The organism is Streptomyces sp. NPDC056479 (assembly GCF_042795335.1).
Lineage (GTDB): Bacteria > Actinomycetota > Actinomycetes > Streptomycetales > Streptomycetaceae > Streptomyces.
Genome location: NZ_JBHTRZ010000003.1, coordinates 460,423 through 486,260, shown reverse-complemented (window position 1 = coordinate 486,260; position 25,838 = coordinate 460,423). Strand labels below are relative to the sequence as shown.

20 protein-coding genes are annotated in these 25,838 nt (G+C 71.8%); 18 read left to right on the top strand and 2 right to left on the bottom strand.

The genetic code is table 11. From position 1 onward, the window contains the following. Positions 1–43 precede the first annotated feature (43 nt). Positions 44–724, top strand: a complete 681-nt coding sequence (locus tag ACFQ6S_RS13700; protein WP_383407649.1) for a response regulator — start codon at positions 44–46, stop codon at positions 722–724. Between the two features lie 44 nt (positions 725–768). After that, positions 769–1,947, top strand: a complete 1,179-nt coding sequence (locus ACFQ6S_RS13695) for a cytochrome P450 (protein WP_383407646.1) — start codon at positions 769–771, stop codon at positions 1,945–1,947. A 35-nt stretch (positions 1,948–1,982) separates the two neighbouring features. Here ACFQ6S_RS13695 and ACFQ6S_RS13690 read toward each other — a convergent pair whose 3' ends face one another. After that, positions 1,983–3,005: a Gfo/Idh/MocA family oxidoreductase gene (locus ACFQ6S_RS13690; RefSeq protein WP_383407643.1), complete on the bottom strand. Its 1,023-nt coding sequence runs from the start codon at positions 3,003–3,005 to the stop codon at positions 1,983–1,985. 129 nt (positions 3,006–3,134) lie between these two features. On the opposite strand from ACFQ6S_RS13690, the gene ACFQ6S_RS13685 reads away from it, so the two are divergent. From ACFQ6S_RS13685 to ACFQ6S_RS13620, 14 genes are all read left to right on the top strand, one after another. Continuing rightward, on the top strand, positions 3,135–3,872 hold the full coding sequence (locus ACFQ6S_RS13685; protein WP_383409256.1) for a GntR family transcriptional regulator: 738 nt from the start codon (positions 3,135–3,137) through the stop codon (positions 3,870–3,872). Positions 3,873–4,077: 205 nt separating this feature from the next. After that, entirely contained in the window at positions 4,078–5,226 is a 1,149-nt protein-coding gene (locus ACFQ6S_RS13680) for an ROK family glucokinase (RefSeq protein WP_383407640.1), read from the top strand. A 2-nt stretch (positions 5,227–5,228) separates the two neighbouring features. Further along, positions 5,229–5,804, top strand: a complete 576-nt coding sequence (locus ACFQ6S_RS13675; protein WP_383407637.1) for a sugar kinase — start codon at positions 5,229–5,231, stop codon at positions 5,802–5,804. A gap of 110 nt (positions 5,805–5,914) precedes the next feature. Continuing rightward, positions 5,915–8,737 (top strand): SNF2-related protein, encoded by a 2,823-nt coding sequence (locus ACFQ6S_RS13670; protein WP_383407634.1) that lies wholly within the window; start codon positions 5,915–5,917, stop codon positions 8,735–8,737. Positions 8,738–9,249: 512 nt separating this feature from the next. Continuing rightward, positions 9,250–10,842, top strand: coding sequence for an SWIM zinc finger family protein (locus tag ACFQ6S_RS13665; protein ID WP_383409254.1), 1,593 nt, complete (start codon positions 9,250–9,252; stop codon positions 10,840–10,842). Between the two features lie 148 nt (positions 10,843–10,990). Continuing rightward, entirely contained in the window at positions 10,991–11,998 is a 1,008-nt protein-coding gene (locus tag ACFQ6S_RS13660) for a hypothetical protein (RefSeq protein WP_383407631.1), read from the top strand. A gap of 417 nt (positions 11,999–12,415) precedes the next feature. Further along, on the top strand, positions 12,416–14,542 hold the full coding sequence (locus tag ACFQ6S_RS13655; RefSeq protein WP_383407628.1) for a hypothetical protein: 2,127 nt from the start codon (positions 12,416–12,418) through the stop codon (positions 14,540–14,542). An 86-nt stretch (positions 14,543–14,628) separates the two neighbouring features. Next, on the top strand, positions 14,629–16,140 hold the full coding sequence (pelF, locus tag ACFQ6S_RS13650) for a GT4 family glycosyltransferase PelF (protein WP_383407626.1): 1,512 nt from the start codon (positions 14,629–14,631) through the stop codon (positions 16,138–16,140). Next, a complete protein-coding gene (locus ACFQ6S_RS13645) occupies positions 16,137–17,552 on the top strand; it encodes a hypothetical protein (RefSeq protein ID WP_383407623.1) in 1,416 nt (471 codons plus the stop codon). Before pelF ends, ACFQ6S_RS13645 begins: the two co-directional genes overlap by 4 nt. Positions 17,553–17,638: 86 nt before the next feature. Then, entirely contained in the window at positions 17,639–18,640 is a 1,002-nt protein-coding gene (locus tag ACFQ6S_RS13640) for a GDP-mannose 4,6-dehydratase (protein WP_383407620.1), read from the top strand. Positions 18,641–18,671: 31 nt separating this feature from the next. After that, positions 18,672–19,385, top strand: coding sequence for an NDP-sugar synthase (locus ACFQ6S_RS13635; protein WP_383407617.1), 714 nt, complete (start codon positions 18,672–18,674; stop codon positions 19,383–19,385). A gap of 6 nt (positions 19,386–19,391) precedes the next feature. Then, positions 19,392–20,318 (top strand): NAD-dependent epimerase/dehydratase family protein, encoded by a 927-nt coding sequence (locus tag ACFQ6S_RS13630; protein ID WP_383407614.1) that lies wholly within the window; start codon positions 19,392–19,394, stop codon positions 20,316–20,318. Further along, positions 20,315–20,977, top strand: coding sequence for a spherulation-specific family 4 protein (locus ACFQ6S_RS13625; RefSeq protein ID WP_383407611.1), 663 nt, complete (start codon positions 20,315–20,317; stop codon positions 20,975–20,977). The genes ACFQ6S_RS13630 and ACFQ6S_RS13625 overlap by 4 nt, the downstream gene beginning before the upstream one ends. A gap of 20 nt (positions 20,978–20,997) precedes the next feature. Further along, a complete protein-coding gene (locus tag ACFQ6S_RS13620; RefSeq protein WP_383409252.1) occupies positions 20,998–21,765 on the top strand; it encodes an endo alpha-1,4 polygalactosaminidase in 768 nt (255 codons plus the stop codon). A 21-nt stretch (positions 21,766–21,786) separates the two neighbouring features. Here the strand turns inward: ACFQ6S_RS13620 and ACFQ6S_RS13615 are convergent, their stop codons facing one another. Beyond that, positions 21,787–23,211 (bottom strand): Gfo/Idh/MocA family protein, encoded by a 1,425-nt coding sequence (locus ACFQ6S_RS13615; RefSeq protein WP_383407608.1) that lies wholly within the window; start codon positions 23,209–23,211, stop codon positions 21,787–21,789. 1,113 nt (positions 23,212–24,324) lie between these two features. Between ACFQ6S_RS13615 and ACFQ6S_RS13610 the strand changes: the two genes are divergently transcribed. After that, positions 24,325–24,813: a GNAT family N-acetyltransferase gene (locus tag ACFQ6S_RS13610; protein ID WP_383407605.1), complete on the top strand. Its 489-nt coding sequence runs from the start codon at positions 24,325–24,327 to the stop codon at positions 24,811–24,813. A gap of 703 nt (positions 24,814–25,516) precedes the next feature. Then, positions 25,517–25,720, top strand: coding sequence for a cold-shock protein (locus ACFQ6S_RS13605; protein WP_006136369.1), 204 nt, complete (start codon positions 25,517–25,519; stop codon positions 25,718–25,720). Positions 25,721–25,838 lie beyond the last annotated feature (118 nt).

The window sequence follows — 25,838 nt, the reverse complement described above, 5'->3', positions numbered from 1 at the left end:
ATCCGGCACCTGCACGCCGTGCAACCGTGATTACGTGAGCCCCATGACTGCGATCAGACTCCTCCTCGTCGACGACGACCCGTTGGTCAGGGCGGGCCTGTCCTTCATGCTGGGCGGCGCCGACGACATCGAGATCGTCGGCGAGGGGGCCGACGGCGCCGAGGTCGAGGCGCTGGTCGATCGCACCCGGCCGGACGTGGTCCTGATGGACATCCGGATGCCGTCCGTCGACGGCCTCACCGCCACGGAGCGGCTGCGCGGCAGGAAGGACGCCCCGCAGGTCGTCCTGCTGACCACCTTCCACGCCGACGACCAGGTGCTGCGCGCCCTGCGCGCGGGCGCCGCCGGGTTCGTGCTCAAGGACACCCCGCCCGCCGAGATCGTCGCGGCGGTGCGCCGCGTCGCGGCCGGCGACCCGGTCCTGTCGCCCACCGTCACACGCCAGTTGATGGACCACGCGGCCGGCGCCGCCGCCGACACCCGCCGCACGCGCGCACGCGCACGGCTCGCCGATCTCAACGACCGTGAACGCGAGGTCGCCGTCGCGGTGGGCCGGGGCCTGTCCAACGCCGAGATCGCCGCGACGCTCTTCATGAGCGTCGCCACCGTCAAGACGCACGTCTCCCGGGTCCTCGCCAAGCTCGACCTCAACAACCGTGTACAGATCGCCCTGTTGGCGTACGACGCGGGACTTCTGGAGGAACTCGACGACGGCGGGCACTAGTCGGGGCTTTCGTGCGTTCTCGGTGTGGCGGAGGGGGGAGCGTCATGGCGGACGTGATCGACCTGGGGGAGTTCGGAGACGGGTTCCGGGTGAACCCGCATCCTGTTTACGCGCGTCTGCGCGAGCAGGGTCCGATCCACCGGGTTGTGCTGCCCGACTGGCAGTCAGAGGTCTGGCTCGTCGTCGGGCACGAGGAGGCGCGCGCGGCGCTCGCCGATCAGCGGCTGTCCAAGGACGGCGCCAAGATCGGCCTGAAGTCGCTCGAGGAGGCGATGATCGGGAAGAACCTGCTGGCCACCGATCCGCCCCAGCACACCCGACTGCGCGGGCTCATCTCGCGCGCCTTCACCATGCGCCGCGTGGAAGAGCTGCGGCCGAGGGTCCGGCAGATCACCGACGAGCTGCTCGACGCCATGCTGCCGCGGGGCCACGCCGACCTCGTGGAGTCGCTCGCCCACCCCCTGCCGCTCACCGTCATCTGCGAGCTGCTCGGAGTGCCCGAGATGGACCGCTCGGAGTTTCGCAGGATGTCGACGGAGGCGATCGCCCCGACCAGTCCGGGCAGTGAGGTCGACGCCTTCACCCGCCTCGGGGTGTACTTCACCGACCTGATCGAGGACAAGAGGTGCGCCGGGCCCACCGGTGATCTGCTGAGCGACTTGATCCGCACCACGGCCGAGGACGGCGACCGGCTCTCCCCGGACGAACTGCGGGGCATGGCCTTCATCCTGCTGATCGCCGGCCACGAGACGACGGTCAACCTGATCACCGGCGGCGTCCACGCCCTGCTCACCCACCCGGATCAACTGGCCGCCCTGCGCGCCGACATGACCCTCCTGGACGGCGCGGTCGAGGAGATGCTGCGCCACGAGGGTCCGGTGGAGACGGCGACCTTCCGGTATGCCGCCGAGCCCTTGGAGATCGCGGGCAACCACATCGAGAAGGGCGAGCCGGTGATGGTCGGTCTCACGGCGGCCAACCGGGACGCCGGCCGCTATGCCGCTCCCGACGCCTTCGACATCCACCGGGACACCCGGGGCCACCTCGCCTTCGGCCACGGCATCCACTACTGCCTGGGCGCTCCCCTGGCCCGCCTCGAGGCCCGCACGGCCCTGCGCTCCCTCCTGGAGCGCGCACCCGGCCTGGCGCCGGACGGCCCACCGGGGGAGTGGCTGCCCGGGATGCTGATACGGGGGATGCGGAGCCTGCCGGTGCGCTGGTAGCCGCACGAGCGCGGACGCCCATGCGCGTGCCCCGTTCACATTGCCGCGGCCTGGGTCCCGCCCGGAAGCTCCCCGATCGCGACCGGTCTTCGCTCGCGTCTCGACAGCTCGCAAGCCTCCGAGACCCGCAGCGCCTGCAGGGCCTCCCGCCCGTCGCAGGGGTTGGCCCGCTCACCGCGCACGACCTCGACGAACGCGTTCAGCTCCGCCTCGTAGGCGGGCCCGAACCGCTCCAGGAACCCGCCCCACGGCTTGTCCGCCGCGGGTGGCCCGGTCGGCTCGGTGGACGCGATCGGCGTACGGTCGTCCAGGCCGACCACGACCTGGTCCAGCTCCCCGGCCAGCTCCATGCGTACGTCGTACCCGGCGCCGTTCAGCCGGGTCGCCGTGGCCGTGGCGAGCATGCCGTCGTCCAGTGTGAGCACCACCGCCGCCGTGTCCACGTCGCCCGCCTCACGGAAGATCGCGGGGCCGGCGTCGGAGCCGGCCGCGTACACGTCGACGATCTCGCGCCCGGTCACCCAGCGCAGTACGTCGAAGTCGTGGATCAGGGTGTCGCGGTACAGTCCGCCGGACGCCCGCAGCCAGTCGGCCGGCGGAGGCGCCTGGTCGCTGGTCAGCGCCCGCACGGTGTGCAGCCGTCCGAGCCGGCCGGACCGCACCGCCTCGCGCGCGCCCGCATAGCCCGCGTCGAAGCGCCGCTGGAACCCCATCTGAAGCACGGTCCCGGCGGTCTCCACCTCCCCGATCGCGTGCAAGGTGCCCGGCAGATCGAGGGCTATGGGCTTCTCGCAGAAGACGGGGAGCCCGGACCGTGCTGCCCGACCGATCAGTTCGGCGTGGGCCGAGGTCGCGGTGGTGATCACCACCGCGTCCACGCCCCACCTGAAGATCTCGTCCACTCCAGGCGCCGCCGTCTCGCCCAGCCGGTGCGCCAGATCCTGGGCACGCGACGTGTCCGCGTCCGTGAGGATCAGGGACCCGACGTCGCGATGGCGGCTGAGTGTGTTGGCGTGGATCGTGCCGATGCGGCCCGTACCGATGACCCCGATGCGCATGGAAACAAAGTGCGGGTTCAGTGCGTACCCTGTCAATGCAAATGTCCGGACAATCAAACTACACGACTTCCCGTCAACAACGCGTAGAGCTACAGTCGGCCCGTGCCGAAACCAGAAGTGGACCCGACCGTGGAACTCGAGCTCAGTGTGGACCGGAGCAGTCCGGTGCCCTTGTACTTCCAGCTGTCCCAGCAGCTCGAGGCCGCGATCGAGCACGGAGCGCTCACCCCCGGCAGCCTGCTGGGCAACGAGATCGAACTCGCCGGACGCCTCGGCCTGTCCCGGCCGACCGTCCGCCAGGCCATCCAGTCACTGGTCGACAAGGGCCTGCTGGTGCGCCGCCGGGGTGTCGGGACCCAGGTCGTGCACAGTCAGGTCAAGCGCCCGCTGGAGCTCAGCAGCCTCTACGACGACCTGGAGTCGGCCGGCCAGCGCCCGGCGACGAGGGTGATCGTCAACACCCTCGTCCCGGCATCCGCCGAGGTGGCGGCCGCGCTCGGAGTCGCCGAGGACAGTGACGTACACCGGATCGAGCGGCTGCGCCTCGCGCACGGCGAGCCGATGGCGTACCTGTGCAACTTCCTGCCGCCCGGCCTGCTGGGCCTGGACACCGCGCAGTTGGAGGCCACCGGCCTCTACCGCCTGATGCGCACCGCCGGCATCACCCTGCACAGCGCCCGCCAGACGATCGGCGCCCGCGCCGCCACCGCCGCGGAGGCCGAGCGCCTGGCCGAGAAGGAGGGCGCCCCCCTGCTCACGATGCAGCGCGTGACGTTCGACGACACGGGCCGGGCGGTGGAGTACGGCACGCACACGTACCGGCCGAGCCGGTACTCCTTCGAGTTCCAGCTGCTCGTACGTTCATGATTGACCGATTGGTACGTTGCAATGTCAGGACATTGCAACGTGCCGTGGAGTGCATCGCCCCGTGAGGGGCGCGGGGCGGTATCGATGTGCGGCTCCGCCGCGTGGGCGCGATCAGCCACGACGAACGGGCACCCGGCATGTGACGCGCACCCCCTTTGTCACCCCGTTCGGCACCCAGCGTGAGCGTGCGGCAGAATCGGCCCTGATGAGCACCTACCGCGACTTCACCGCCCCCATCGGCTCAAGGCGGGCCCCCGTTCTGAGGACGGTGGGCCCCAGAGAGCGCCGCTCACACCTGTCGGCGCCCAGAGTCCCCACCGTGGGCATCGACATCGGCGGCACCAAGGTGATGGCGGGCGTCGTGGACGCCGACGGCAACATCCTGGAGAAGCTCCGCACGGAGACCCCGGACAAGTCCAAGAGCCCGAAGGTCGTCGAGGACACGATCGTCGAACTGGTCCTGGACCTGTCCGATCGCCACGACGTCCACGCCGTCGGCATCGGCGCGGCCGGCTGGGTCGACGCCGACCGCAACCGCGTCCTGTTCGCGCCCCACCTGTCCTGGCGCAACGAGCCCCTGCGCGACCGTCTGGCCGGCCGGCTCGCCGTGCCCGTGCTGGTCGACAACGACGCCAACTCCGCCGCCTGGGCCGAGTGGCGCTTCGGCGCCGGCCGGGGCGAGGACCACCTCGTCATGATCACGCTGGGCACCGGCATCGGCGGCGCGATCCTGGAGGACGGTCAGGTCAAGCGCGGCAAGTACGGCGTCGCCGGCGAGTTCGGCCATATGCAGGTCGTGCCCGGCGGCCACCGCTGCCCGTGCGGCAACCGCGGCTGCTGGGAGCAGTACAGCTCCGGCAACGCGCTGGTGCGCGAGGCCAAGGAACTGGCCGCCGCCGACTCCCCGGTGGCGTACGGGATCATCGAGCACGTCAAGGGCCAGATCGACGACATCAGCGGCCCGATGATCACCGAGCTGGCCCGCGACGGCGACGCGATGTGCATCGAGCTGCTCCAGGACATCGGCCAGTGGCTCGGCGTCGGCATCGCCAACCTCGCGGCCGCCCTGGACCCGTCCTGCTTCGTGATCGGCGGCGGTGTCTCGGCCGCCGACGACCTGCTGATCGGCCCCGCGCGGGACGCCTTCAAGCGCCATCTCACCGGCCGCGGCTACCGCCCCGAGGCCCGCATCACGCGCGCGCAGCTCGGCCCCGAGGCCGGCATGGTCGGCGCCGCCGACCTCGCCCGCCTGGTCGCCCGCCGCTTCCGCCGCGCCAACCGGCGCCGGGTGGAGCGGTACGAGCGCTACGCGCGGTTCGCCGAGGCCCGTCGAGCATCACAGGGGCCCGCGTAACCATGTCCGTACCCCATCAGGCCGACGCTTCCGGCGAGCCGCAGCAGTCGGCCGAGGACCGTCGCCACATGATCCGGCGCAGGGCGCTCACCCTGCTCATCATCGTGCTGCTCATCGGCGTCCCCGCCGGCTATCTCGTGATCTCCGCCAACCAGAGCCGCGACAGCGGCAAGGACAAGGAGGAGAAGTACTCGGCGACCGGTCTGAGCAAGGGCTGGCCGTCGAGGGTCCAGCGGCGCGTCTACCAGATCCCGATCCCGCATCCGGCGTACAAGGTCGCGTACTACGAGACCAACAACTGGAAGACCAGCCGTCTCTACGTCCAGTTCGAGACGAACGGCGAGAACCTGGACTCATATCTGAAGGCCATGGGCGCCGACCGGGACGATTTGGAGCAGGACGACATCACCATCAACGCCCGCGACCGGAAGGTCACCGGCTGGGACTTCACCGGCCCGGGCCCGTGGTACGGCTTCATCCACAAGCAGAAGAACCCGGCGCCCACCAAGGACGTCGTCGTGAACATGTCCGATCCGGACCGTCCGTTCGTGTACGTCGTCTCGCGCACGGTGCCTTGATCGCCCCGTGAGGTACCGGCCTCGCGGCGGGCGCCGGGGCCGATTGTCAGACCCCGCCCGTAGAGTCGAAGACGGTTGATCCGACTCGAGGGCGGGAGGTGACAGGACGTATGAGCGACAGGGTCGCGGTGGCCGGGCATGCGGGGCAGGCCGTCCCCGTCAGGCTCGCGGCTGTCTTCCTGCCCGCGCCGCTTCCCCGTGAGGGGCGGGTGGCCTTCTGGGACCCGGAGGGCGGACCGCTGCCCGCCGAGGACACCGAGCTCACCGTCGTACGACGCCATGGAGCCGGCGTCCGCCGCCGGACCACCCCCGCGCTGTCCCTGCCGCTGGGCGAGGCCCTGCCGCTGCTCGTGCGGGCCCGTCGCGACCCGGCCGCCCATCCCGCCACCGCCTGCTGGGGCGCCGCCGCGCTGCACGCCCTGCGGCTCACCGCGCGCGGCCGGCTGCTGCCCGGTCTGACCCCCACCGGCCACGACGCCTGGCGGGCCGGCCCCCTCGACCCGGACGACATCGCGCACCTGCGCGCGGTCGCCGCCGCCCTGCCCCACGAGGGCCACGCGGTCCCCCTGCCCGGCTCGGGCCCACTCCGGCTGCCCGAGCCGGAGGCCCTGATGCGCGCCTTCCTGGACGCCGTCGCCGACACCCTGCCCCGCACACCCGCCGCACCGCACACCTCGGGGAAGCCCTTCGCCGCGCGCGAGGCCCAGCACCTGCCCGGCGCCCACGACTGGGCGGCCGAGGTCGCCGCCGGCATGGACGCGGGCGTGCGGATCTCGCTCCGCCTGGACCTGTCGGCGTACGACCTCTTCGACGACCGTGACGAGGGCGTACGCAGCGCGGGCGCGGCGATCGTCCAGGTGCACAGCCTCACCGACCCCACCCTGGTGGCCGACGCGGCGGCCCTGTGGTCGGGCGAGGCGGACGCGGCCTTCGGGCCACGCGCGCGGGTGGACGCGGCACTGGCGGTGCGGCGCGCCGCCCGGGTGTGGGCGCCGCTCGACCGGCTCGCCGAGCAGGACGTGCCCGACGTACTGGCGCTGTCCGACGAGGAGTTGGGCGACCTGCTGGGGGTGGCCGCGACCCGGCTCGCCGCGGCCGGGGTGGCGGTGCACTGGCCCCGGGACCTGGCGCAGGACCTCAGCGCGGCGGCGGTCGTACGGCCCGCGCCGGGCTCGGCCACCGACGGCACCGGCTTCTTCGAGAGCGAGGAACTGCTCCAGTTCCGTTGGCAGTTGGCGATCGGCGGCGACCCGCTCACCGAGGGCGAGATGGACGCGCTCGCCGAGGCGCACCGCCCGGTGGTCCGGCTGCGGGACAGCTGGGTGCTGGTCGACCCCGCCCTCGTCCGCAAGGCACGCAAGCGCGAACTGGGCCTGCTCGACCCGGTCGACGCACTCTCCGTCGCCCTCACCGGCAGCGCGGAGGTCGACGGCGAGATGGTCGAGGCGGTACCGGTGGGCGCCCTGGCCGCGCTGCGGGACCGACTGACGGCGGGCGTACGGCCTGCGGAGCCGCCGCCGGGACTGCGGGCGACCCTGCGGGACTACCAACTCCGGGGCCTGGGCTGGCTGGAGCTGATGACGTCCCTGGGACTGGGCGGCTGCCTGGCCGACGACATGGGGCTCGGCAAGACGATCACGCTCATCGCGCTGCACCTGAAGCGCGCCCGGACGGCCCCGACTCTGGTGATCTGCCCGGCGTCGCTGCTCGGCAACTGGCAGCGCGAGATCAACCGTTTCGCACCCGGCGTCCCCGTCCGCCGCTTCCACGGCCCGGACCGCACCCTGGAGGGCATGGACGGCGGCTTCGTGCTCACCACGTACGGCACGATGCGGTCGACGGCACCGGCCCTGGCGCAGCACACCTGGGGCATGGTCGTCGCCGACGAGGCACAGCACGTCAAGAACCCTTACTCGGCGACGGCGAAGGCCCTGCGCACCATCCCGACGCCCGCACGCGTGGCGCTGACCGGCACACCCGTGGAGAACAACCTCTCCGAGCTCTGGGCCCTGCTCGACTGGACGACGCCGGGACTGCTCGGCCCGCTGAAGTCCTTCCGCGCCCGGCATGCGCGCGCGGTGGAGAACGGGGAGGACGAGGAGGCGGTGTCCAGGCTGGCCCGCCTCGTGCGGCCCTTCCTCCTGCGCCGCAAGAAGTCCGACCCCGGCATCGTCCCGGAACTGCCGCCCAAGACCGAGACGGACCACCCGGTCCCGCTCACCCGTGAACAGGCCTCGCTCTACGAGGCGGTGGTGCGTGAGTCGATGTACGCCATCGAGACGGCGGAGGGCATGGCGCGCCGGGGCCTGGTGCTGAAGCTGCTCACCTCCCTGAAGCAGATCTGCGACCACCCGGCGCTGTATCTGAAGGAGGAGGCAGCGCCGGCGACCGACCGACTGGCCGTCCGCTCGGGCAAGCTGACGCTGCTGGACGAACTGCTGGACACCTTGCTGGCCGAGGACGGTTCGGCGCTGGTCTTCACGCAGTACGTGCGCATGGCCCGCCTGATCGCCTCCCACCTCGCCGGCCGTGCCGTTCCGGTGGACCTGCTCCACGGCGGCACGCCGATCCCGGAGCGCGAACGCATGGTGGACCGCTTCCAGAGCGGCGCGACCCCGGTACTGGTCCTGTCCTTGAAGGCGGCGGGCACCGGTCTGAACCTGACCCGCGCGGGCCACGTCGTCCACTTCGACCGCTGGTGGAACCCCGCCGTCGAGGAACAGGCCACCGACCGCGCCTACCGCATCGGCCAGACCCAGCCCGTCCAGGTCCACCGCCTCATCACCGAGGGCACGGTGGAGGACCGCATCGCAGAGATGCTCGAATCCAAGCGCGCCCTGGCCGACGCGATCCTCGGCTCCGGCGAGTCGGCCCTCACGGAACTGACGGACCGTGAGCTGTCCGACCTTGTGTCGCTGAGGAGGGAGTCGTGACGGGGCCGGAGGAGCGGAGCCGATCGGACGAGCCCGAGCCCCGACCGGCCGACGCGGTCCGCCGGGCACTGCGGGCTGCTCGGGAGCGGCGGGGCGCCGAGCAGGAGGCGTCTGCGGGCGCGGAGTCGGCCAGGGGTGAGGGCGACCGCCGGGCAGCCCGGCCGGGTGATGCCGTCCGTGCCGCGCTGCGGCCCGTCCGGGAGCATGGCAGGGCGGTTGAAGCCTCCACCGACGGCGTGGAGAGGTCGGAGGGGGCCACACGGCCTACGAACCCCCGAACCTCCAGCGGCGACGCGGACCGGCCGGACACGGAAGCGGGCTCCGCCCCCGAGGCACCCGACCCCGCGGCCGACCCCGCGCCCGACCCCGAGTCCGGCCGACGAGGAGCGCGCCCCGGGGATGTCGTGCGTGAAGCCTTGCGCGCTGCCAAGGAGGAGCGGCGGCGGGCCGAGTCTCAGGAAGCCGACCGGACCGTGACTCCGGGCACCCGAAGGCCGCGTCGGCCCGAGACCATGACCCGTTCCCGTGACCGACAGGACGCGGGCGCCGGTGCCGACAAGCGGCGTGCCCGTGACGTACGGAGCCTGCTCGCGGGTGCTTTCCAGATGCCGTCCCTGGACTCGCCCCATGGGGATGGCTCGACGCCGACGGATCCTGCCGAAGGCGGGCGAGGCGAACCGACATCCCCCGCCCCCGACACAACGGCTCCCTTCCCCGCCCCCGACACAACGGCTCCCTCCCTCGAGCCCGCCGATTCCGCGCCCCACCCGCCCCGCCCCGCCACGACCGGCACCCCACCCGGCCCCGCAGCTCCCGCAAGGCCCCAGATCCCCCGCTCCATGGCCGCCCCCGCCCGGGACGGCGAACTCCGCCGTACCTTCCCCGCGTTCGCGCCCCGCCCGTCCGACGACACCCGCTTCGCGGAGAGTTGGTGGGGCAACGCCTGGGTGTCAGCTCTGGAAGAGGGCGCCCTGGACGCCAAGCGGCTCGCCCGCGGACGTGGATACGCGCAGGAGGGGCATGTCGATGCCATCACCGTGACGCCGGGACTCGTGCTGGCGTATGTGCGGGGGAGCCGGCCACGGCCGTATCGCGTGCAGGTGCGGCTGCGGACGCTCGACGACGCCGACTGGGCGCGGTTCCTGGACGTCGTCGCCGAGCGGCCGGGGCACATCGCGGCGTTGCTGGACAAGGAGATGCCGCGGTCCCTGGCCGAGTGCGGGGTGTCGCTGCTGCCGGGAGCGGGCGACCTCGAACCCCGGTGCAGCTGCCCCGACCGGGGTCACCCCTGCAAACACGCCGCGGCCCTCTGCTACCAGACCGCACGTCTGCTGGACGCCGACCCCTTCGTCCTGCTCCTGCTGCGCGGCCGTGGCGAACGCGCGTTGCTCGACGCGCTGTCCCGCCTCAGCGCCGCCCGCGCGGCCCGCGCCGCGCAGGAACAGGATCCGGCGCCCCTGGCGGGCGTGCGGGCCTCCGAAGCGCTGGCCCCGGAGCGCCGACTCCCGCCCCTCCCGGCCCCGTTGCCCACGCCCCCGCATCCCGAGCAGCCGCCCGTATACCCGGCCTCCCCGGGCGGCCCGGACCCCTTCGCGCTGGACCAGCTGGCGACGGACGCGGCCGCCCGCGCGCACGCCCTCCTCGGTACCGGCCGCGACCCGGTCGCCGAACTGACGCTGTGGCAGGACGCCGTCCGGCTCGCGGCCGCCCGCCCCGGTTCCGGCCTCACGGCCGGCACCCGCGCCCTGTATGCGTCCCTCGCCTCCGCCGCGGACCGCACTCCGGCCGACCTCGCCCGCGCGGTCGCCGCCTGGCGTCAGGGCGGCTTCGAAGGGCTCGCCGTCCTCGAAGAACCCTGGGACCCGCCGGCCGGCCGCTTCGACCGGGCCCGCCCCCTGCTCCTCGCCGCCGACCTCCCCGCCTTCCGCCCCTGGCGCAACCGCCTCACCCACCCCCGCGGCCATGTCCAGCTCCGTCTCGGCCGCGACGGCCTCTGGTACCCGTACGAATCGGAACCGGGTCATGACGACTGGTGGCCGCGCGGCACCCCCGACCTCGACCCGGTCGGCGCTCTCACCGGCCTGGGTGCGACGCCGGAGAGCTGATGCGGGCTCAGCCGTCGTGGCCGGCCCGCCCACCCCCTGCCCGATCACGACGGTGGCCTTCGCCCGTTTCCCAGGAGCAACTACACTGCCGCGGTGTCGCCTTGCGGCACACAGCAGCTGGCCGGAAACGAACGGTGGGAGAGAGGCCATGGCTACGGGGGGATGGGTTCCTGGACCCGGCGCGGGGCAACCGGGCGGCAACGGACCGGGCGGTCAGGGCTGGGGCGCCCCGTACGGACCGACGCCCACCGGCCCCAACGGGCCCAACGCGGGCGGCAACCCCTACGGTCCGCCCGTGCCGAACCCGTACCCGAATCAGAACCCGTACCCCCACCCGAACCCGCACCCCTACGGCCCGCCGCCCGGCGCACCCGTTCCCGCGGCGCGCCGCCGCAGCTGTCTGTGGTACTTCTCCCCGCTCTTCCTCGCCGCCGTCATCCTCCGCTCCGCACACCGCATGGCCACGAAGCTCTTCGTGCAGCAGAGCGGGGACCGGATCGTGGACCGCGCGGTGGACCGCGTCCAGGTGGCCCGTACGGTGCTCGGCGTGCTGGCGACCCTCGCGCTGATCCTCGTCTACGGCGTGGAGAAGAACCGCTGGAACAACGCGGCGGAGGCGGGCTTCGCCAACGCGATCGTCACGCCGATCCTGCTGATCTGCACCGGGCCGCTGGTCATCCTCGGTTTCATCCTCTACGCGCCTGCGCACCTGAGGCCCCAGCTGCGTTCCCGGCTGCACGCCCCGCTCAAGGCGGTGGGCTGGTACCTGCTGAGCCTGGTCGTCCTCGCCGCGATCATCTACCTCGCGGGCGGCACCGGATTCAAGGACAATCTGCACGGCTGGCAGGTGGCGCCGTTCGCGCTGGTCGTGCTCGTCGCCATCGTCTGGGGTCTGCCCTTCCTCTTCCTGGCGTCGCTGTACTCGGCCCGCAGCGCCTTCAACACCGCCTATGTCCACCCGATGCTGCCGCCCGTGGTCACCGGCGTACTGGTGTGGGTGCTCGCCCTCTTCAACCTGATCGACAGCGGTATGCCGCAGGGTCCGCCGGTGGCCCAGTTCTGTTCCGTGCTGGGCGGACCGCTGTCGGTGACCGCGGTCTCGGCATGGGAGATGTGGCGACTGCGCACCCGGTTCGGAGTCACCGTCCGAGGCTGACCGGGGCCGCGCGCGTTGCCGCCTTCCTCGGTCGTCGTCCCGGCGAGATGACCTGAAACCGGCCGCGACGGGCCGTCCGACCGGTCCATACCAGTGGCAGTCGCATCGACGAGGTCCAGCGGCCCGTCGGGGCGGTACTGCCCCTGCCACCTGGGCGGCAGAGCCTGAAGCGGCCGCTGATCGGGTGCGTGATCCATCGTCGAGCACACGAACCGGCCGTAGTGACCGAGCGTTCCGCCCCTGCGTTTTTTCGTCAGGTTCCCCAGCAAGAGCACGAAAGCTCCACAGATACCTCACTATTTGACGCGACGGATGCGTCGACGACCGGTCTCTGAGGGGGAATCCGGCGTCACGCGTGGGGGTGCGTCCGCTCTGCGGAGCAGTGCTCACCCCTGCCCGGGGAGGGGACAGCACCGCATGAAGCGGACCTTACGTACGACCCTGCTCACGACGGGTGCGCTGATAGCCGCCTTCGGCCTACCGGCCGCACAGGCGGCGGCCGCGCCGCCGCCCCGCATCGACCTGCGGGTGCTCGTCGTCAGCGACGGCGGGCCGGCCACCGACGCCATCGCCGCCGAACTGGACACAGCGGGAACGCCGTACACGGAGATCGACCTCACCAGGTCCGACCGTCCCGTGATCGACGCCGGCTATCTCGCGGACACCGTGGACGGCCGGGACCGCGCCAAGTTCCAGGCGGTCGTCCTCCCCAACGACAACCCGTTCCCGGCGAACTCGCCGGAGATGGCCGCGCTGGTGACGTACGAGCAGGCCTACGGCATCCCGCAGGTCGACGCGTACACCTACGCCCGACCCGAGGCCGGACTCCAGTACCCGGTCCACGGCGGCTACTCCGGCAGCGTCGACGGGGTGCAGGCCCAGGTGACGGATGCCGGGCGGGCCGGTCCCTTCGGGTACCTCGACGGGCCGGTGCCGTTCGAGGACAACTCGCCCACCGTCGGCGAGAGTTACGCCTTCCTGTCGACTCCGATGGCCGGCGCCGACTTCACACCGTATGTACAGGCGCCGATCCCGGGCACCGCCAAACAGGGCTCCCTGGTGGGGGAGTACCGGCACGACGGACGCCGCGAACTCGTCGTCACGTTCGTCTACAACCAGTACCAGCAGCAGTTCCGGCTGCTCGCCCGCGGCGTCGTCGAGTGGATGACCGGCGGGGTGCACCTCGGCTCCTCCCGCAACTACTTCGCCGTGCACGTCGACGACGTCTTCGCGGCCGACGACCGCTGGAACTCCACCCTCAACTGCACACCCGGCGACGTGGACTGCACCGACCCCGGCGCCACGCCCGACCCGATCAGGATGACCGCCGACGACGTCGACCGCGCCGTCGCCTGGGAGCAGGAGCGGGGCTTCACGCTCGACCTCGCCTACAACGGCGCCGGAAGCGTCGACCACCGTGAGGACAACAACGGAGCCGACCCGCTGGCCGACCGGCTCTTGGCCGAACGGGCCGAGTTCCGGTGGATCAACCACACCTACACGCACGCCTTCCTCGGCTGCGAACAGGACACCACGGTGGTGCCGTGGCGGTGCGCCACCAACGCCGACGGCAGCACCAGGTGGGTCGGCCGCAGCGCCGTCGCCGACGAGATCGCCCACAACACCGTGTGGGGGCAGTCGGCCGGACTGCCGCTGGACGACGACGAGTTGGTGACCGGGGAGCACTCCGGGCTACGGGTGCTGCCGCAGCAGCCGGCCGACAACCCCAACCTGGCGCTCGCCCTCGCCGACAACGGCATCACCTGGCTCGCCTCGGACAACTCCCGCGAGCCCGCCCAGCGGCAGGTCGGCCCCGCCACCACGGTCCCGCGCTACCCGATGAACATCTTCTACAACGCGGGCCGGGCGGCCGAGCAGGTCGACGAGTACAACTGGATCTACACCAGCCGCGCACAGGGCGGCAGCGGCATCTGCGAGGACAACCCGGCCACCACGACCTGTCTGCCCGAGCCGCTCGACACCGCGACCGGCTACGCGCAGCACATCGTGCCCCTGGAACGGCAGATCGCGCTCGGCCACGTCCTCGGCAACGATCCCAAGCCGCACTTCATCCACCAGTCCAACCTGGCCGAGGACCGGATCGCCTACCCGGTCCTGGACGGTGTGCTCGACACCTACGACACGCTGTTCGCGCAGAACACGCCCGTGGTCAACCTGAGAATGAAGGACATCGGCAACGAGCTGAAGCGGCGCGCCTCGTGGCGGACCGCGGAGGCAGACGGGCAGGTCACCGCCTACCGGATCGGCGACACCGTCACGATCGAGAGCCCCGCCGGCGTCGACGTGCCCGCCACGATGCCCGAGGGCACCACACGGGCCGGCGCCGCCTTCGGTGACGCCTACGCGGGCGAACGGTCCGGGTGGACCGCCCCGGCCGCCACGCCGCTCACCCTCACCCTGCCGCAGTCCGCGGCAACCTCCACGGCCGCCGGCCCGAGCGGTTCCGCGCCGGCCACCGACCCGGCACCGGACGCCCGGGTGCCCGAGGGCGTGGCCGAGCCCGTCTCTCCCGCGGGGAGCTGACCGGGCGCACCGGCAGCGAGGTCCCGGCCGCCCGTCGGCGCGCCGGGACCGGCACCCTCACCACACCTCGGCCGTGGAGCACATCAATGCACGTTCACCACGGCGCGCGACGCAACGACGCCGCGCGCGTCACCCTGCTCACCGAAGGCACCTACCCGCACAGTCACGGCGGTGTGAGCGTCTGGTGCGACCAGCTCGTCACCGGCATGCCCGACATCGAGTTCGACGTCATCGCCGTCACCGGCACCGGACGGGAGTCGATCGTGTGGGACCTACCTGACCATGTCCGCGACGTCCTGTCCGTCCCCATGTGGGGCTCCGCTCCTTCAGGCCGCCCACCGCGCGGCCGGTCGCGCAGGCAACTCGCCGCCGCCTACGAGCGGTTCCTGACCGCGCTCGTCGACCCCGGCGCCGAGGACGGCTTCGCACCCGCCCTGCACACCCTGGCGCGAGCGGCGGCGGGCGGCGAGCTCAGCCCTTTTCTGCGGGGCGACACGGCGATCGCGATCCTGACCGCCGTATGGACGCGTCCCGGTCTTGCCGTGTGTGAGGCGCGGCCGACGCTGCATGACGCGCTCACCGCCACCGCTCTGCTCGAACACGCGCTGCGTCCGCTGGCCGCGCCGCCTCCGCAGGCCGGCGTCGCGCACGCCGTCAGCGGAGGCGTCGCCGTCCTGCCGGGGCTGGCCGCACGGGAGCGGTACGGGGTTCCGCTGCTGCTCACCGAGCACGGGGTGTATCTGCGCGAGCGCTACCTCGGCTATCGCACCGCGCCATACCGATGGCCGGTGAAGGCGGTGGTCCTGGGCTTCTTCCGGCTGCTGGCGGAGGAGAGCTACCGCCAGGCGGCCCTCATCACCCCCGGCAACCGTTACAACCGGCTGTGGGAGGAGCAGGGCGGCGCCGACCCGGAGTCGATCCGCACGGTCTACAACGGCGTCGATCCCGCGGCCTTCCCGCCGGCCGGCCCGGAGCCGGAGAGTCTCACCCTGAGCTGGGCCGGGAGGGTCGACCCGATCAAGGATCTGGAGACCCTGATCCGTGCCTTCGCCCTCGTCCGGGAGCAACTTCCGGACGTACGCCTGCGGTTGTTCGGGGGCACGCCCCGGGGCGGTGAGGCGTACCGGGAGCGGTGCGAAGCGCTGGCCGCCGAGCTGGGACACGGGGACGCCGTGACCTTCGAGGGCCGCGTCGAGGACATCAAGGACGCCTATGCCGCGGGGAACGTGGTGATGCTGTCCAGCATCAGTGAGGGCTTCCCGTTCACGCTGATCGAGGCCATGTCGTGCGGGCGGGCGACCGTCTCCACCGACGTCGGCGGCGTGCGCGAGGCCGTCGGGGACACCGGGCTCGTGGTGCCGCCGCGCGACCCGGCCGCCATGGCCGCCGCGGCGCTGGAGCTGCTGGGCGATCCCGTGCGCCGGCGGGCGATGGGCGAGGCGGCGCGGCTGCGGGTGATCGAGCAGTTCACCCTGCGGCAGACCATCGACACCTTCCGCGCGATCTACCACGAACTGGCGGCGGGGAAAGTGGAGTTGCCCGCCAGAATCGTGCTGCCCGCTCCGGCGGTCACCGGCACGGGGAGCCTGACCCGATGAGCGGTCCGATATCCCTCGAACCCGGTGGTGCCGAGCAGGACACCCTCGCCCTGCGGCTGGCCGAACCCCGCCCGCCGCGCCGCCGCCCGCGCTGGGCCCTCGACGACGAGACGCTCGCGATACGGCTGCCCGGGCAAGGGCCCGACGAGGCCGCGGTCAGCACGCTGGCCGCCGAACTCGCCGACGCCGTCGGGCCCGCCGTCCATCCCTACGAGGTCGCGGCACTGCTGGAGGCGGAGGGCCTGTCCGCCTCGGTGATCAAGGAACGGTACGGCCACCCGAACCTCTTCTCCCTGGCGACCGCGCTGTACGAGAGGGTCCCCAGGACGTTCCCCGAGCCGCCGCCCGCGACCGACCCGTGGCGGCCCGACACCCTGCGCTGTCTGCTGCGCGGCGTGCTGTTCGCGCTGCCGGCCCTGGCCTACCTGCTCACCGCGCCGCTCTGGCCGCTCGACCGGCACGCTCCTGTGCTGATCGTGGCGGGCATCGCCTCGTGGGCATGGGGGCAGGCGCTCGGCCACCGTGCGCACCTGAGGCTGGTGGCGGGGCGCCGTGAGGCGTCCGGCACCTTGCTGAGCGGGTCCTTGCTGGGCGCCGTCGTGGCCACGTCGCTCGCCGTGCTGCCCGCCGACAGCCCGGTGGCCGTCGGGGCGGCGGCCGCCCAGTCCCTGTACCTGGCCGCGGCGAGTGTGCTGCTGGTCCTGGCCCGGGAACGGCTGCTGCTGGCCGCGCTCAGCCCCTTGATCGCGGGAGCCGCGGCACTGCCCTGGTGGGAGCCCGGGCCGGAACTGCGGGCCGGATTGCCCCTGCTGGCACTCCTGGCCACGCTGGTGGCCGCCGGTTGGGTTCTGAGGGCGGGCCGCTCCGGCCCGGCAGCGGCCGACGCCGCGCGGCCGAGACTGCTCGCGTCCGTCCCTTACGGCCTGTTCGGGCTGGCCGCGGCGGTGCTCGTCATGCTGGAGGGCCGACGGCAGCCGTACGCGGTGATCGCCCTGACCCTGAGCATGGGCCCGGCCGAGTGGCTGCTGTACCGCTACCGCGGCTGGTCGGTCGCCGCGCTGCGGGTGAGCGCGACCCCCGCCGGATTCCTGCTGCGCTCGGCCGCCGTCCTCGGCCTGTGCCTGTCCGCCTATCTGTTGCTGTTGCTGCCGGCCGCCCTGCTCACCGGCTCCGACCCGGCCACACCACTGCTGCTCGCGGCAACCCTGTGGACCGCCCTGCTCCTACAGGCGTTCGGGGTGGCCTGGCCGCCTGCCCTGCTCTGCCTGGCCGCCGCCGGAACGGCCGGAGCGGTCACATTGCCGGCCCTGCCACCGGAACCGGCCGTGCTGCCGGCGGCCTGCGCTGCCGCCGCCGTCTGCCTTGCGACCTGTGCGATACGCCGGCTCGGCCGGCCCTCTCCGCACGCCTGACCAAGCGAACGATCCCGATCGGACCGCAGACCGGCACTGTCCGCGCCGGGTCTCCCGTCCGGCCACCACTATGAAGGGACCAAGAGTTGACACCCGCACCGCTCGCCGCCGTCACCGGAGCCGAAGGCTTCATCGGCTCCCATCTCACCGAGGCGCTCGTCGCCTCCGGCCACCGCGTCAGGGCCATGGCCCAGTACAACTCGTTCTCCTCGTACGGGTGGCTGGAGACCCTGCCCGCCGAAGTCCTGGACCAGGTGGAGATCGTCCTGGGCGACGTACGCGACCCGGGCTCGGTGCGCGGCCTGCTCGACGGCGCCGACTGCGCCTACCATCTCGCCGCGCTGATCGCGATCCCGTACTCCTACCAGGCCCCGCACAGCTATGTGGACACCAACGTCACCGGCACACTCAACGTGCTGGAGGCGGTGCGCGCGCTGGAGATCCCGCGTCTGGTGCACACCTCGACCAGCGAGACGTACGGCACCGCACAGACCGTGCCGATCACCGAGGACCACCCCATCAACACCCAGTCGCCGTACGCCGCTTCGAAGGCGGGCGGCGACCGGCTGGCGGACAGCTACCACGCCAGTTTCGGCACACCCGTGGTGACGCTCAGGCCGTTCAACACCTTCGGTCCGCGTCAGTCGATGCGCGCGGTGATCCCCACCGTCATCGGCCAGGTGGCGGCCGGGCAGCGCACCATCACGCTCGGCGATCTGCGCCCCGCCCGGGACTTCACCTTCGTCGAGGACACCGCGCGGGCGTTCCTCGCGGTGGGCACCGCCCCGGCGGACCGGGTGGTGGGCCGCACCTTCAACGCCGGGACCGGAGGGGAGATCTCCGTCGGTGACCTGGTCGCGCTGATCGGCAAGGTCATGGACGCCCCGCTCGACGTCCGCGAGGACTCCGCGCGGCTGCGGCCCGCGGCCTCCGAGGTGATGCGGCTCGTCGCCGACGCCACCCGGCTGACCACGGCGACCGGCTGGCTGCCCGGCAGCACGCTGGAGGAAGGACTCGCACGCACCGCGCGGTGGTTCACCGACCCGGCCAACCTGGGCCGCTACAAGACCGGCATCTACAACATCTGACCCGACCGGCACGTATCGCAGGAGGTATGCCATGCACGCAGTGATCCTGGCCGGGGGGAAAGGCGTGAGGCTGCGGCCGTACACGACCGCGCTGCCCAAGCCGCTCGTCCCCATCGGCGACCAGCACGCGATCCTGGAGATCGTGCTGCGCCAGCTGTCCACGGCCGGCTTCACCCGCTGCACCATCGCCATCGGTCACCTGGGCGAGATCATCCGTGCCTACGTGGGTGACGGGACCCAGTGGGGCCTGAGCGTCGACTACGCCACCGAGGAGAGCCCGCTCGGCACCATGGGCCCGCTGCTCACCCTGCGCGACCGGCTGCCCGAGAACTTCCTCGTCATGAACGGCGATGTCCTCACCGACCTCGACTACGCCGACGTACTGCGCACGCACGAGGCGTCGGGCACGCCCCTGACCATCGCCACCTACTCCCGCAAGGTGCACATCGACTTCGGGGTGCTGACCACCGACGCCAGCCGGGTCGTCGCCTTCACCGAGAAGCCCAGCATCGACTACCGGGTGTCCATGGGCGTCTACGGCGTCTCCCGGACCACCCTCGACGACTACACCCCCGGGCTGCCGCTCGGCTTCGACGAACTCGTGATGGACCTGCTCGCCGCGGAACGCCCCCCGCACGCCTACGAGTTCGACGGCTACTGGCTGGACATCGGCCGTCCCGACGACTACGACCGGGCCAACGCGGAGTTCACCAGCCGCAAGTCGATGCTGCTCAAGGGGGCCTGAGGAGCCATGCACATCCTCGTACTCGGCGCCACCGGCTACCTGGGCGCGCATGTCGTCGAGCACCTGCGCACCCTGCCGGACGCGCGGGTCCTCCTCGCCGGCCGCTCGCCGGCCGCCGACGTCGCCGTGGACCTCGCCGCCGACCGCCCGCAGGACCTGGCGGCGGCCCTTGCCGAGGCCGCGCCCGACGCCATCGTCAACTGCGCGGGAGCGACCGGCGGCGACGCCGTCACCCTCGCCGAGGTGAACGCCCGGGGCCCCGCCGTGCTGTGCGCTGCACTGAGGGCCGCGGCGCCCGGGGCCCGCCTGGTCCATCTGGGCTCGGCCGCCGAGTACGGACCCACCGGCCCCGGAGTGCGGGTGGGGGAGTCGGCGGCGACCCGGCCGGCCGGCCCGTACGGCGCGACCAAGCTGGCGGGCACGGTGGTCGTGACCGCGTCCGGGCTGGACGCGGTGGTGCTGCGGGTGGGGAACCCGGTGGGCGCGGGGGCCCCGTCCACCGGGCTGCCCGGCCGGGTCGCGCGGCTGCTCGCGGACGCCGGGGACGACCCGGAGGCGGAGCTGCGGCTCGGCGACCTGTCCGCGCACCGCGACTTCGTGGACGTACGCGATGTGGCGCGGGCGGCCCGGCTGGCGGTCACGGCCGCCGGACCGCTGCCGCCCGTGCTGAACATCGGCGGCGGCGAGGCCCGCCCGGTCCGCGACCTCGTGCACACGCTCGCGGGCACGGCCGGCTTCCGGGGCCGGATCGTCGAGGCCGGGGCCGGCGGATCCGCGCGGTCCGCGCAGGTGTCGTGGCAGTGCTCGGACATCACCGCCGCCCGCGACGCCCTCGGCTGGACACCCACCCACACCCTCGACGCGTCCGTGGCGGCACTGTGGGCGGCCGCCCACCCCGGTCGGCGCACCGCCGAGGAGGTACCGGCGCGGTGAGCCTGCTGATCCCGCTGTACGTGCATCCGGCCGAGGACCCGGCCGCCTGGCACCGGCTCATCACGTGCGCCGCGCGCACCTACGCCGTCGTGCTGAACCCGGCGAACGGACCCGGCCGGGCCCCGGACCCGGCGTTCGTCACGGCGGCCGGGGCACTGCGCACGGCGGGAGCCCGCGTGCTGGGCTACCTCGACACGGACTACGGAGCTCGCGATCCGGCGCTGATCACCGAGGATCTGCGCCGGCACCAGGAGTGGTACGCCGTCGACGGCTGCTTTCTGGACCAGGTGCCGGCGGCTTCGCACGGACTGCCGGACTGCCGGCGCCTGGTCCGCTCCGCCCGCCGGCTCGGGGCGTCGACGGTCGTCCTCAACCCGGGCGTCCACCCCGCTCCCGGCTATGCCCGGCTCGCCGACCTGACGGTCACCTTCGAAGGTCCCTGGTCGAGATACGTGTCGGACTTCAGCCGCCCCTCGTGGACCGAGCGGCTGCCCGCCGAGCGGCTGTGCCACCTGGTCTATGGCGTCCCCGAACCGCTCGTGCCGCTCGCCATGCGGACGGCGAGGGAGAGGGGCGCGGGGGTGAGCGGGCCGGTGACGGGAGATCTGCCCAACCCCTGGTCCAGGCTGACGCCCGCGCTGGCGGAGGCGGGCCGGTGAGGCGGGCCGTCTCGGCCGTCATGGCGACCCTGCTGTCCCTGGCCGCCCTGGCCGCGTGCTCGGACAGTCCCGACTCCACCTCCGCCGCCGTGCGTTGGCAGCCCCGTCCCGGGCTGGCGTGGCAGTGGCAGCTCGACGGCAAGGTCGACCGGTCCGTCGACGTGCCCGTCTACGACATCGACGGATTCGAGAACAGCGCCGACGACGTCGCCCGCCTGCACCGGGACGGCCGCAAGGTGATCTGCTACGTCAACGTCGGCGCCTGGGAGGACTATCGCCCCGACCGCGGCGACTTCCCCCGCTCGGTGCTCGGCAGACCCAACGGCTGGCACGGCGAACGCTGGCTGGACATCCGCCGGTTGGAGGTGCTGCGGCCCATCATGGAACGCCGTTTCGACATGTGCCGGGACAAGGGCTTCGACGCGGTGGAGCCGGACCTGGTCGAGGGCTACGGCAACCACACCGGGTTCCCGCTCACCGCTCACGACCAGCTCCGCTACAACCGCATGATCGCCGCCGCCGCTCGTGAGCGTGGGCTCGCGGTGGGCCTCAAGAACGACCTGCCCCAAATCCCGCAGCTGGTCGCCGACTTCGACTTCGCGGTCAACGAGGAGTGCGCCCAGTACGACGAGTGTGCGCTGCTCGAACCGTTCACCGCGGCGGACAAGGCGGTCTTCCACGTGGAGTACGCCCGGCCCACGTCCCGCTTCTGCCAGGCGTCCCGCAAGCTGCGCCTCTCCTCGATGCTGAAGAGGCTGCAACTGGACGCCTGGCGCAGGCCGTGCTGACGCGGCCCACGGAAGTGTGGTTCAGCGAAGGGGCGGCATGTCCGTGGGGCTGGAGTCGAGTCCGGGCCGCTTGCCGGCCCAGGCGCCCCGGGTGAAGTCCGGGATCTCGACCGGGCGGCCGTCCCTCGCCAGGGACGCGGCGCTCAACGGGACCGCGGCGCACCAGGCGGCCGAGTCGTACACATCGATGTCGGGCACCAGCCCGGCGCGCATCGACTGGACGGTGCGCCACTGCAGGACGTAGTCCATGCCGCCGTGACCGCCGTTGTTCGCGGCGTCGTCGCCGACCTTCTGCCACAGCCAGTGGTCGAACTCCTTGCGGTAGTCGGCGAAGTCGCGCCAGGTGTGGCCGCCGTGGTCCGGCTCGAGGTAGACGCGGGCGCCGGTCGGGGTGGGCCCGGCGTAGTCCTCGACGATCCCGCGGCTGCCGGCGAGGGTGTTGATCCTGCTGTACGGCCGGGGTGAACTCACCTCGTGCTCGGCCCGGATGATCCTGCCCTGCTCGGTCTCGATGAGGCAGGTGACCAGGTCGCCGTTGATGTACGTCTCCTTCCAGGACGGGTGGTCCCGGGGGATGAAGCGCTCGCGGTAGTCGGCGAGCCCCTTCGGCGCGGTCGCCGTGGCGCGCAGGGTGGCCATCCGGTCGCCGCGGTTGATGTCCATGGCCGCCGCGATCGGGGCCAGCCCGTGCATGGGGTAGAGCGACGCGGTGCTGCGGGTGTGCCACAGTCGCCGCCAGGAGTCGGTGTAGTACGTGTCGGAGAACAGGAGTTCACGCAGGTCGTGCTGGTAGCCGCCATGGCCGTTGGTGATGTCTCCGAACAGGCCGGCGTGCGCCATCTTCAGCATGGCCAGTTCGTTGCGGCCGTAGCTGCAGTTCTCGGCGAGGAACAGATGCCTGCGGGTGCGCTCGGAGGTGTCGACCAGGTCCCACAGCTGACGCAGTTCGGTCGCGACGGGGAGTTCCACCACGGCGTGTCTGCCGGTCAGCAGTGCGGCTCTGCCGTGCTCGTGGTGGAACTCCCACGGGGTGGCGACGTACACCAGGTCTATGTCGTCGCGCCGTAGCATCTGGGCGTAGGAGTCGGCTGATCCGCCGTACTCGGCGGGGCGGGGTTCGCCCTTGCTCACCAGCCGGTCGGCGGCGCTTCGCGCGCGGTCGGCCCGGATGTCGCAGACGGCGGTCACGGTGCAGCCGGGGACGGCGGCCCAGCCCATGACCATGCCTCCGCCGCGGTTCCCCAGGCCGATGACACCGACACGGACGGTTCTGTGGACCTCGTACGGCACGCCGATCATCGACTTCTGTCCGGGGCGGCGGCGAGGCACCTGTCCGGTCGCGGCGGACGCGGCCGGCGCCGTGGCGGTCATCCCGGCCGCGAGGGCGCCGGTGGCGACGGCTCCGCCCAGGAGCAGTCGGCGTGAGACAGCGGGGGTTTCGGACATGACGGCAACACTCCTCGGTGGGGTGGCTTGCATCACTGCCGGTGCACTGTCGGGGCTGTGCGGACTGTCGGGGCATGACTCTGCGGGCTTTGCCGGTCCATGTCAATACGTGCTCGATAGGATGCAGTTCCGAGCAGGATCAAGCATTGAGGGGCAGTTGACGAGACGTCAGGACGGTTGATCGAACGTGAAGCCGAATGTGGAGGATCTTCGCGGAGTCGCAATACCGCTTTGACGGGCCAGAAGACGTACCCGTACTGATCTTGGGCCCCTCCCTTGGCACCACTTGGCACAGGTTGTAGGGACCGTCCAGGGGCGTCTACACCAGTCAATCGCGGGCATGAAATCGCAGGTCAGGGCCTACTGGTCCGAGAGGGTCCGCCCAGTTCGTGATAGCTGCGTGATAGCAGGTGATACGGCGAGGCCCGCCAGAAACCGTTCCGACGGCGACCTCCGCGCGGAGTCGTGAGACGCCGAAGCCGCGCCGGAGCGCTCCGGCGCGGCTTCGGCGTCTGCTGGCACGCACGATGCGGTCGAGTCCTCATGCAGTCCGCTTGTGGAAAGGGCGCGCGGCTTGACCGCACGGATAACGGACCCCGGATAGGGAATCTCGGCTGGCGGTATCAGCCTGATCCCGCCGACCCCGGCGAACACGGCGAGCAGCTGGTGCGCGGGCGCGCGGTTGATCTCGCTGAGGAAGCGCTGGGCGAGGGCGCGGTTGCCGATGGCGCCGCGGATGGACTCGATCGTCCACTGCTGGTCGCTCGACCATCCCTGCGGTCACTGGAGCGCATCGTCCCGGTGCCGCAAGCTTCGTGATCACCTCTCTCAGCGGCCGATCTCCCGGCCGCGCTGCACCGCCGCGACGGTGTCCTTGGCGATGCGCTCCCAGCGGCCAATCGGCAGGCCCAGGGAGAACAGTCGTCGACCACCCCGTTATCCAGCTCCCCGCAGCGGTTCGGGCGTCCAGTTGCTGCTGGCGGGCGGCCCATTCGGCGCAGTGAGTGGTCGATCGGAGCCTGGGCGAGTGGTTCCCGGGAGCGGTGCAGGAACGCCTGCCCGAGCAGCCGACCCGCCGCTGGAAGGCTCTCCCCGGTGCGAGATACTCTCCCTATGAGTTCAGGCACTTCCCCGGTCAGCCAGCCGATCACGATACGGAGGGCAGTCGCGCGGGATGCCAAACGGCTCACGCGGCTCGTGCGTGGCTCGGGCGCCTATGAGGGTAAGTACGCAGCCGCAGTGGCGGGCTACCGGGTCGGTCCTGATTACATCGAAGCCCACCGCGCCTTCGTAGCCGTCGGCGCCGACGAGCGTGGAGGCCGGGTCCTCGGGTTCTACTCGCTCGTCCTCGCTCCACCGGAGCTCGACCTGCTGTTCGTCGCCGACGAAGCCCAAGCACGTGGTATTGGACGGCTGCTCGTCGCGCACATGCAGTCCGAGGCCCGTGCCGCCGGGCTCGACCGTGTCAAGGTCGTGTCGCATCTTCCCGCCGAGGACTTCTACCACCGCGTCGGTGCAGTGCGGACCGGGACCGCGCTCGCGAACCCGCCCGCTGTGCCGTGGGACCGTCCCGAATTCGAGTTTCGCATTCCTTCGGAATGACGCGGTGTGGTGGTTCACGGGGCACCGGCTTCGTCTGCATGGTGGCTGGCAAGCAGGAGCCGCTGGACGCCGCGCGCTCCGTGTGTGCCGTCGTCTCTGCCCTGGCGGGGGGATCGCCTGCGCCAGGGCCTCTCCTGTGACGACACGCGTGTTACGACGCCTAGCACGCGGCACGGAAACTCCCCGCGACGCACCAGGTCGCAGCCCTTCGCCCGAGAGAACCCCAACGCCCTGGAGGCGTCTTCCACGCTCCCCGTTCCGCCCCAAGTGTGCGGATGCGTGCGGGGCTGTACTGGGCGCCTCTGCAACGCGTTGGGCTGTCTGCGCATTCAACTTTGTCTGTCGGTTTCTGAGGTGGCGCTGGGGTGCGCCGTCGACATGAGCTGCTAGACCCCTTGGGGGCGGCGTCTTACGAAAGCCGCGAGTATCTGTGCCCGAGAGATCAGATTTTGATGGACCACGCAGTGGGAATTTTTGCCGCGAAGAGCAGAGTGGAATTATCCAACGTACGCGGGCCGTTCCGGCGTGCTACTGTCGATCTCAGTTGCAGTTGTGGTTCCCAAAACTTCAAGTGCCCCCACCAGGCTTCTGCCGGTCGGGAGCCCTTTTGTATTTCCGGTCATTTCCGGGCGGGGTAATCATCGCGGCGACACGGCGTTCGCACAGTGTGGATGCCGACGCACTGCCCCAAAGGAGATATGACATGGCTACTGGTACCGTGAAGTGGTTCAACGCGGAAAAGGGCTTCGGCTTCATCGAGCAGGACGGTGGCGGCGCCGACGTGTTCGCCCACTACTCGAACATTGCGGCGCAGGGCTTCCGTGAGCTGCTCGAAGGCCAGAAAGTGACCTTCGACATCGCGCAGGGCCAGAAGGGCCCGACGGCCGAGAACATCGTTCCCGCCTGACGCTCACGCACCATCTGTAGCTGGGGCCCGCATCCTTCGGGGTGCGGGCCCCAGCTGCACGCATCTCCCGCAGCGGTTTCCCGCGGGACGACTCTGAGGAATCCGCAGTCTCACCGCA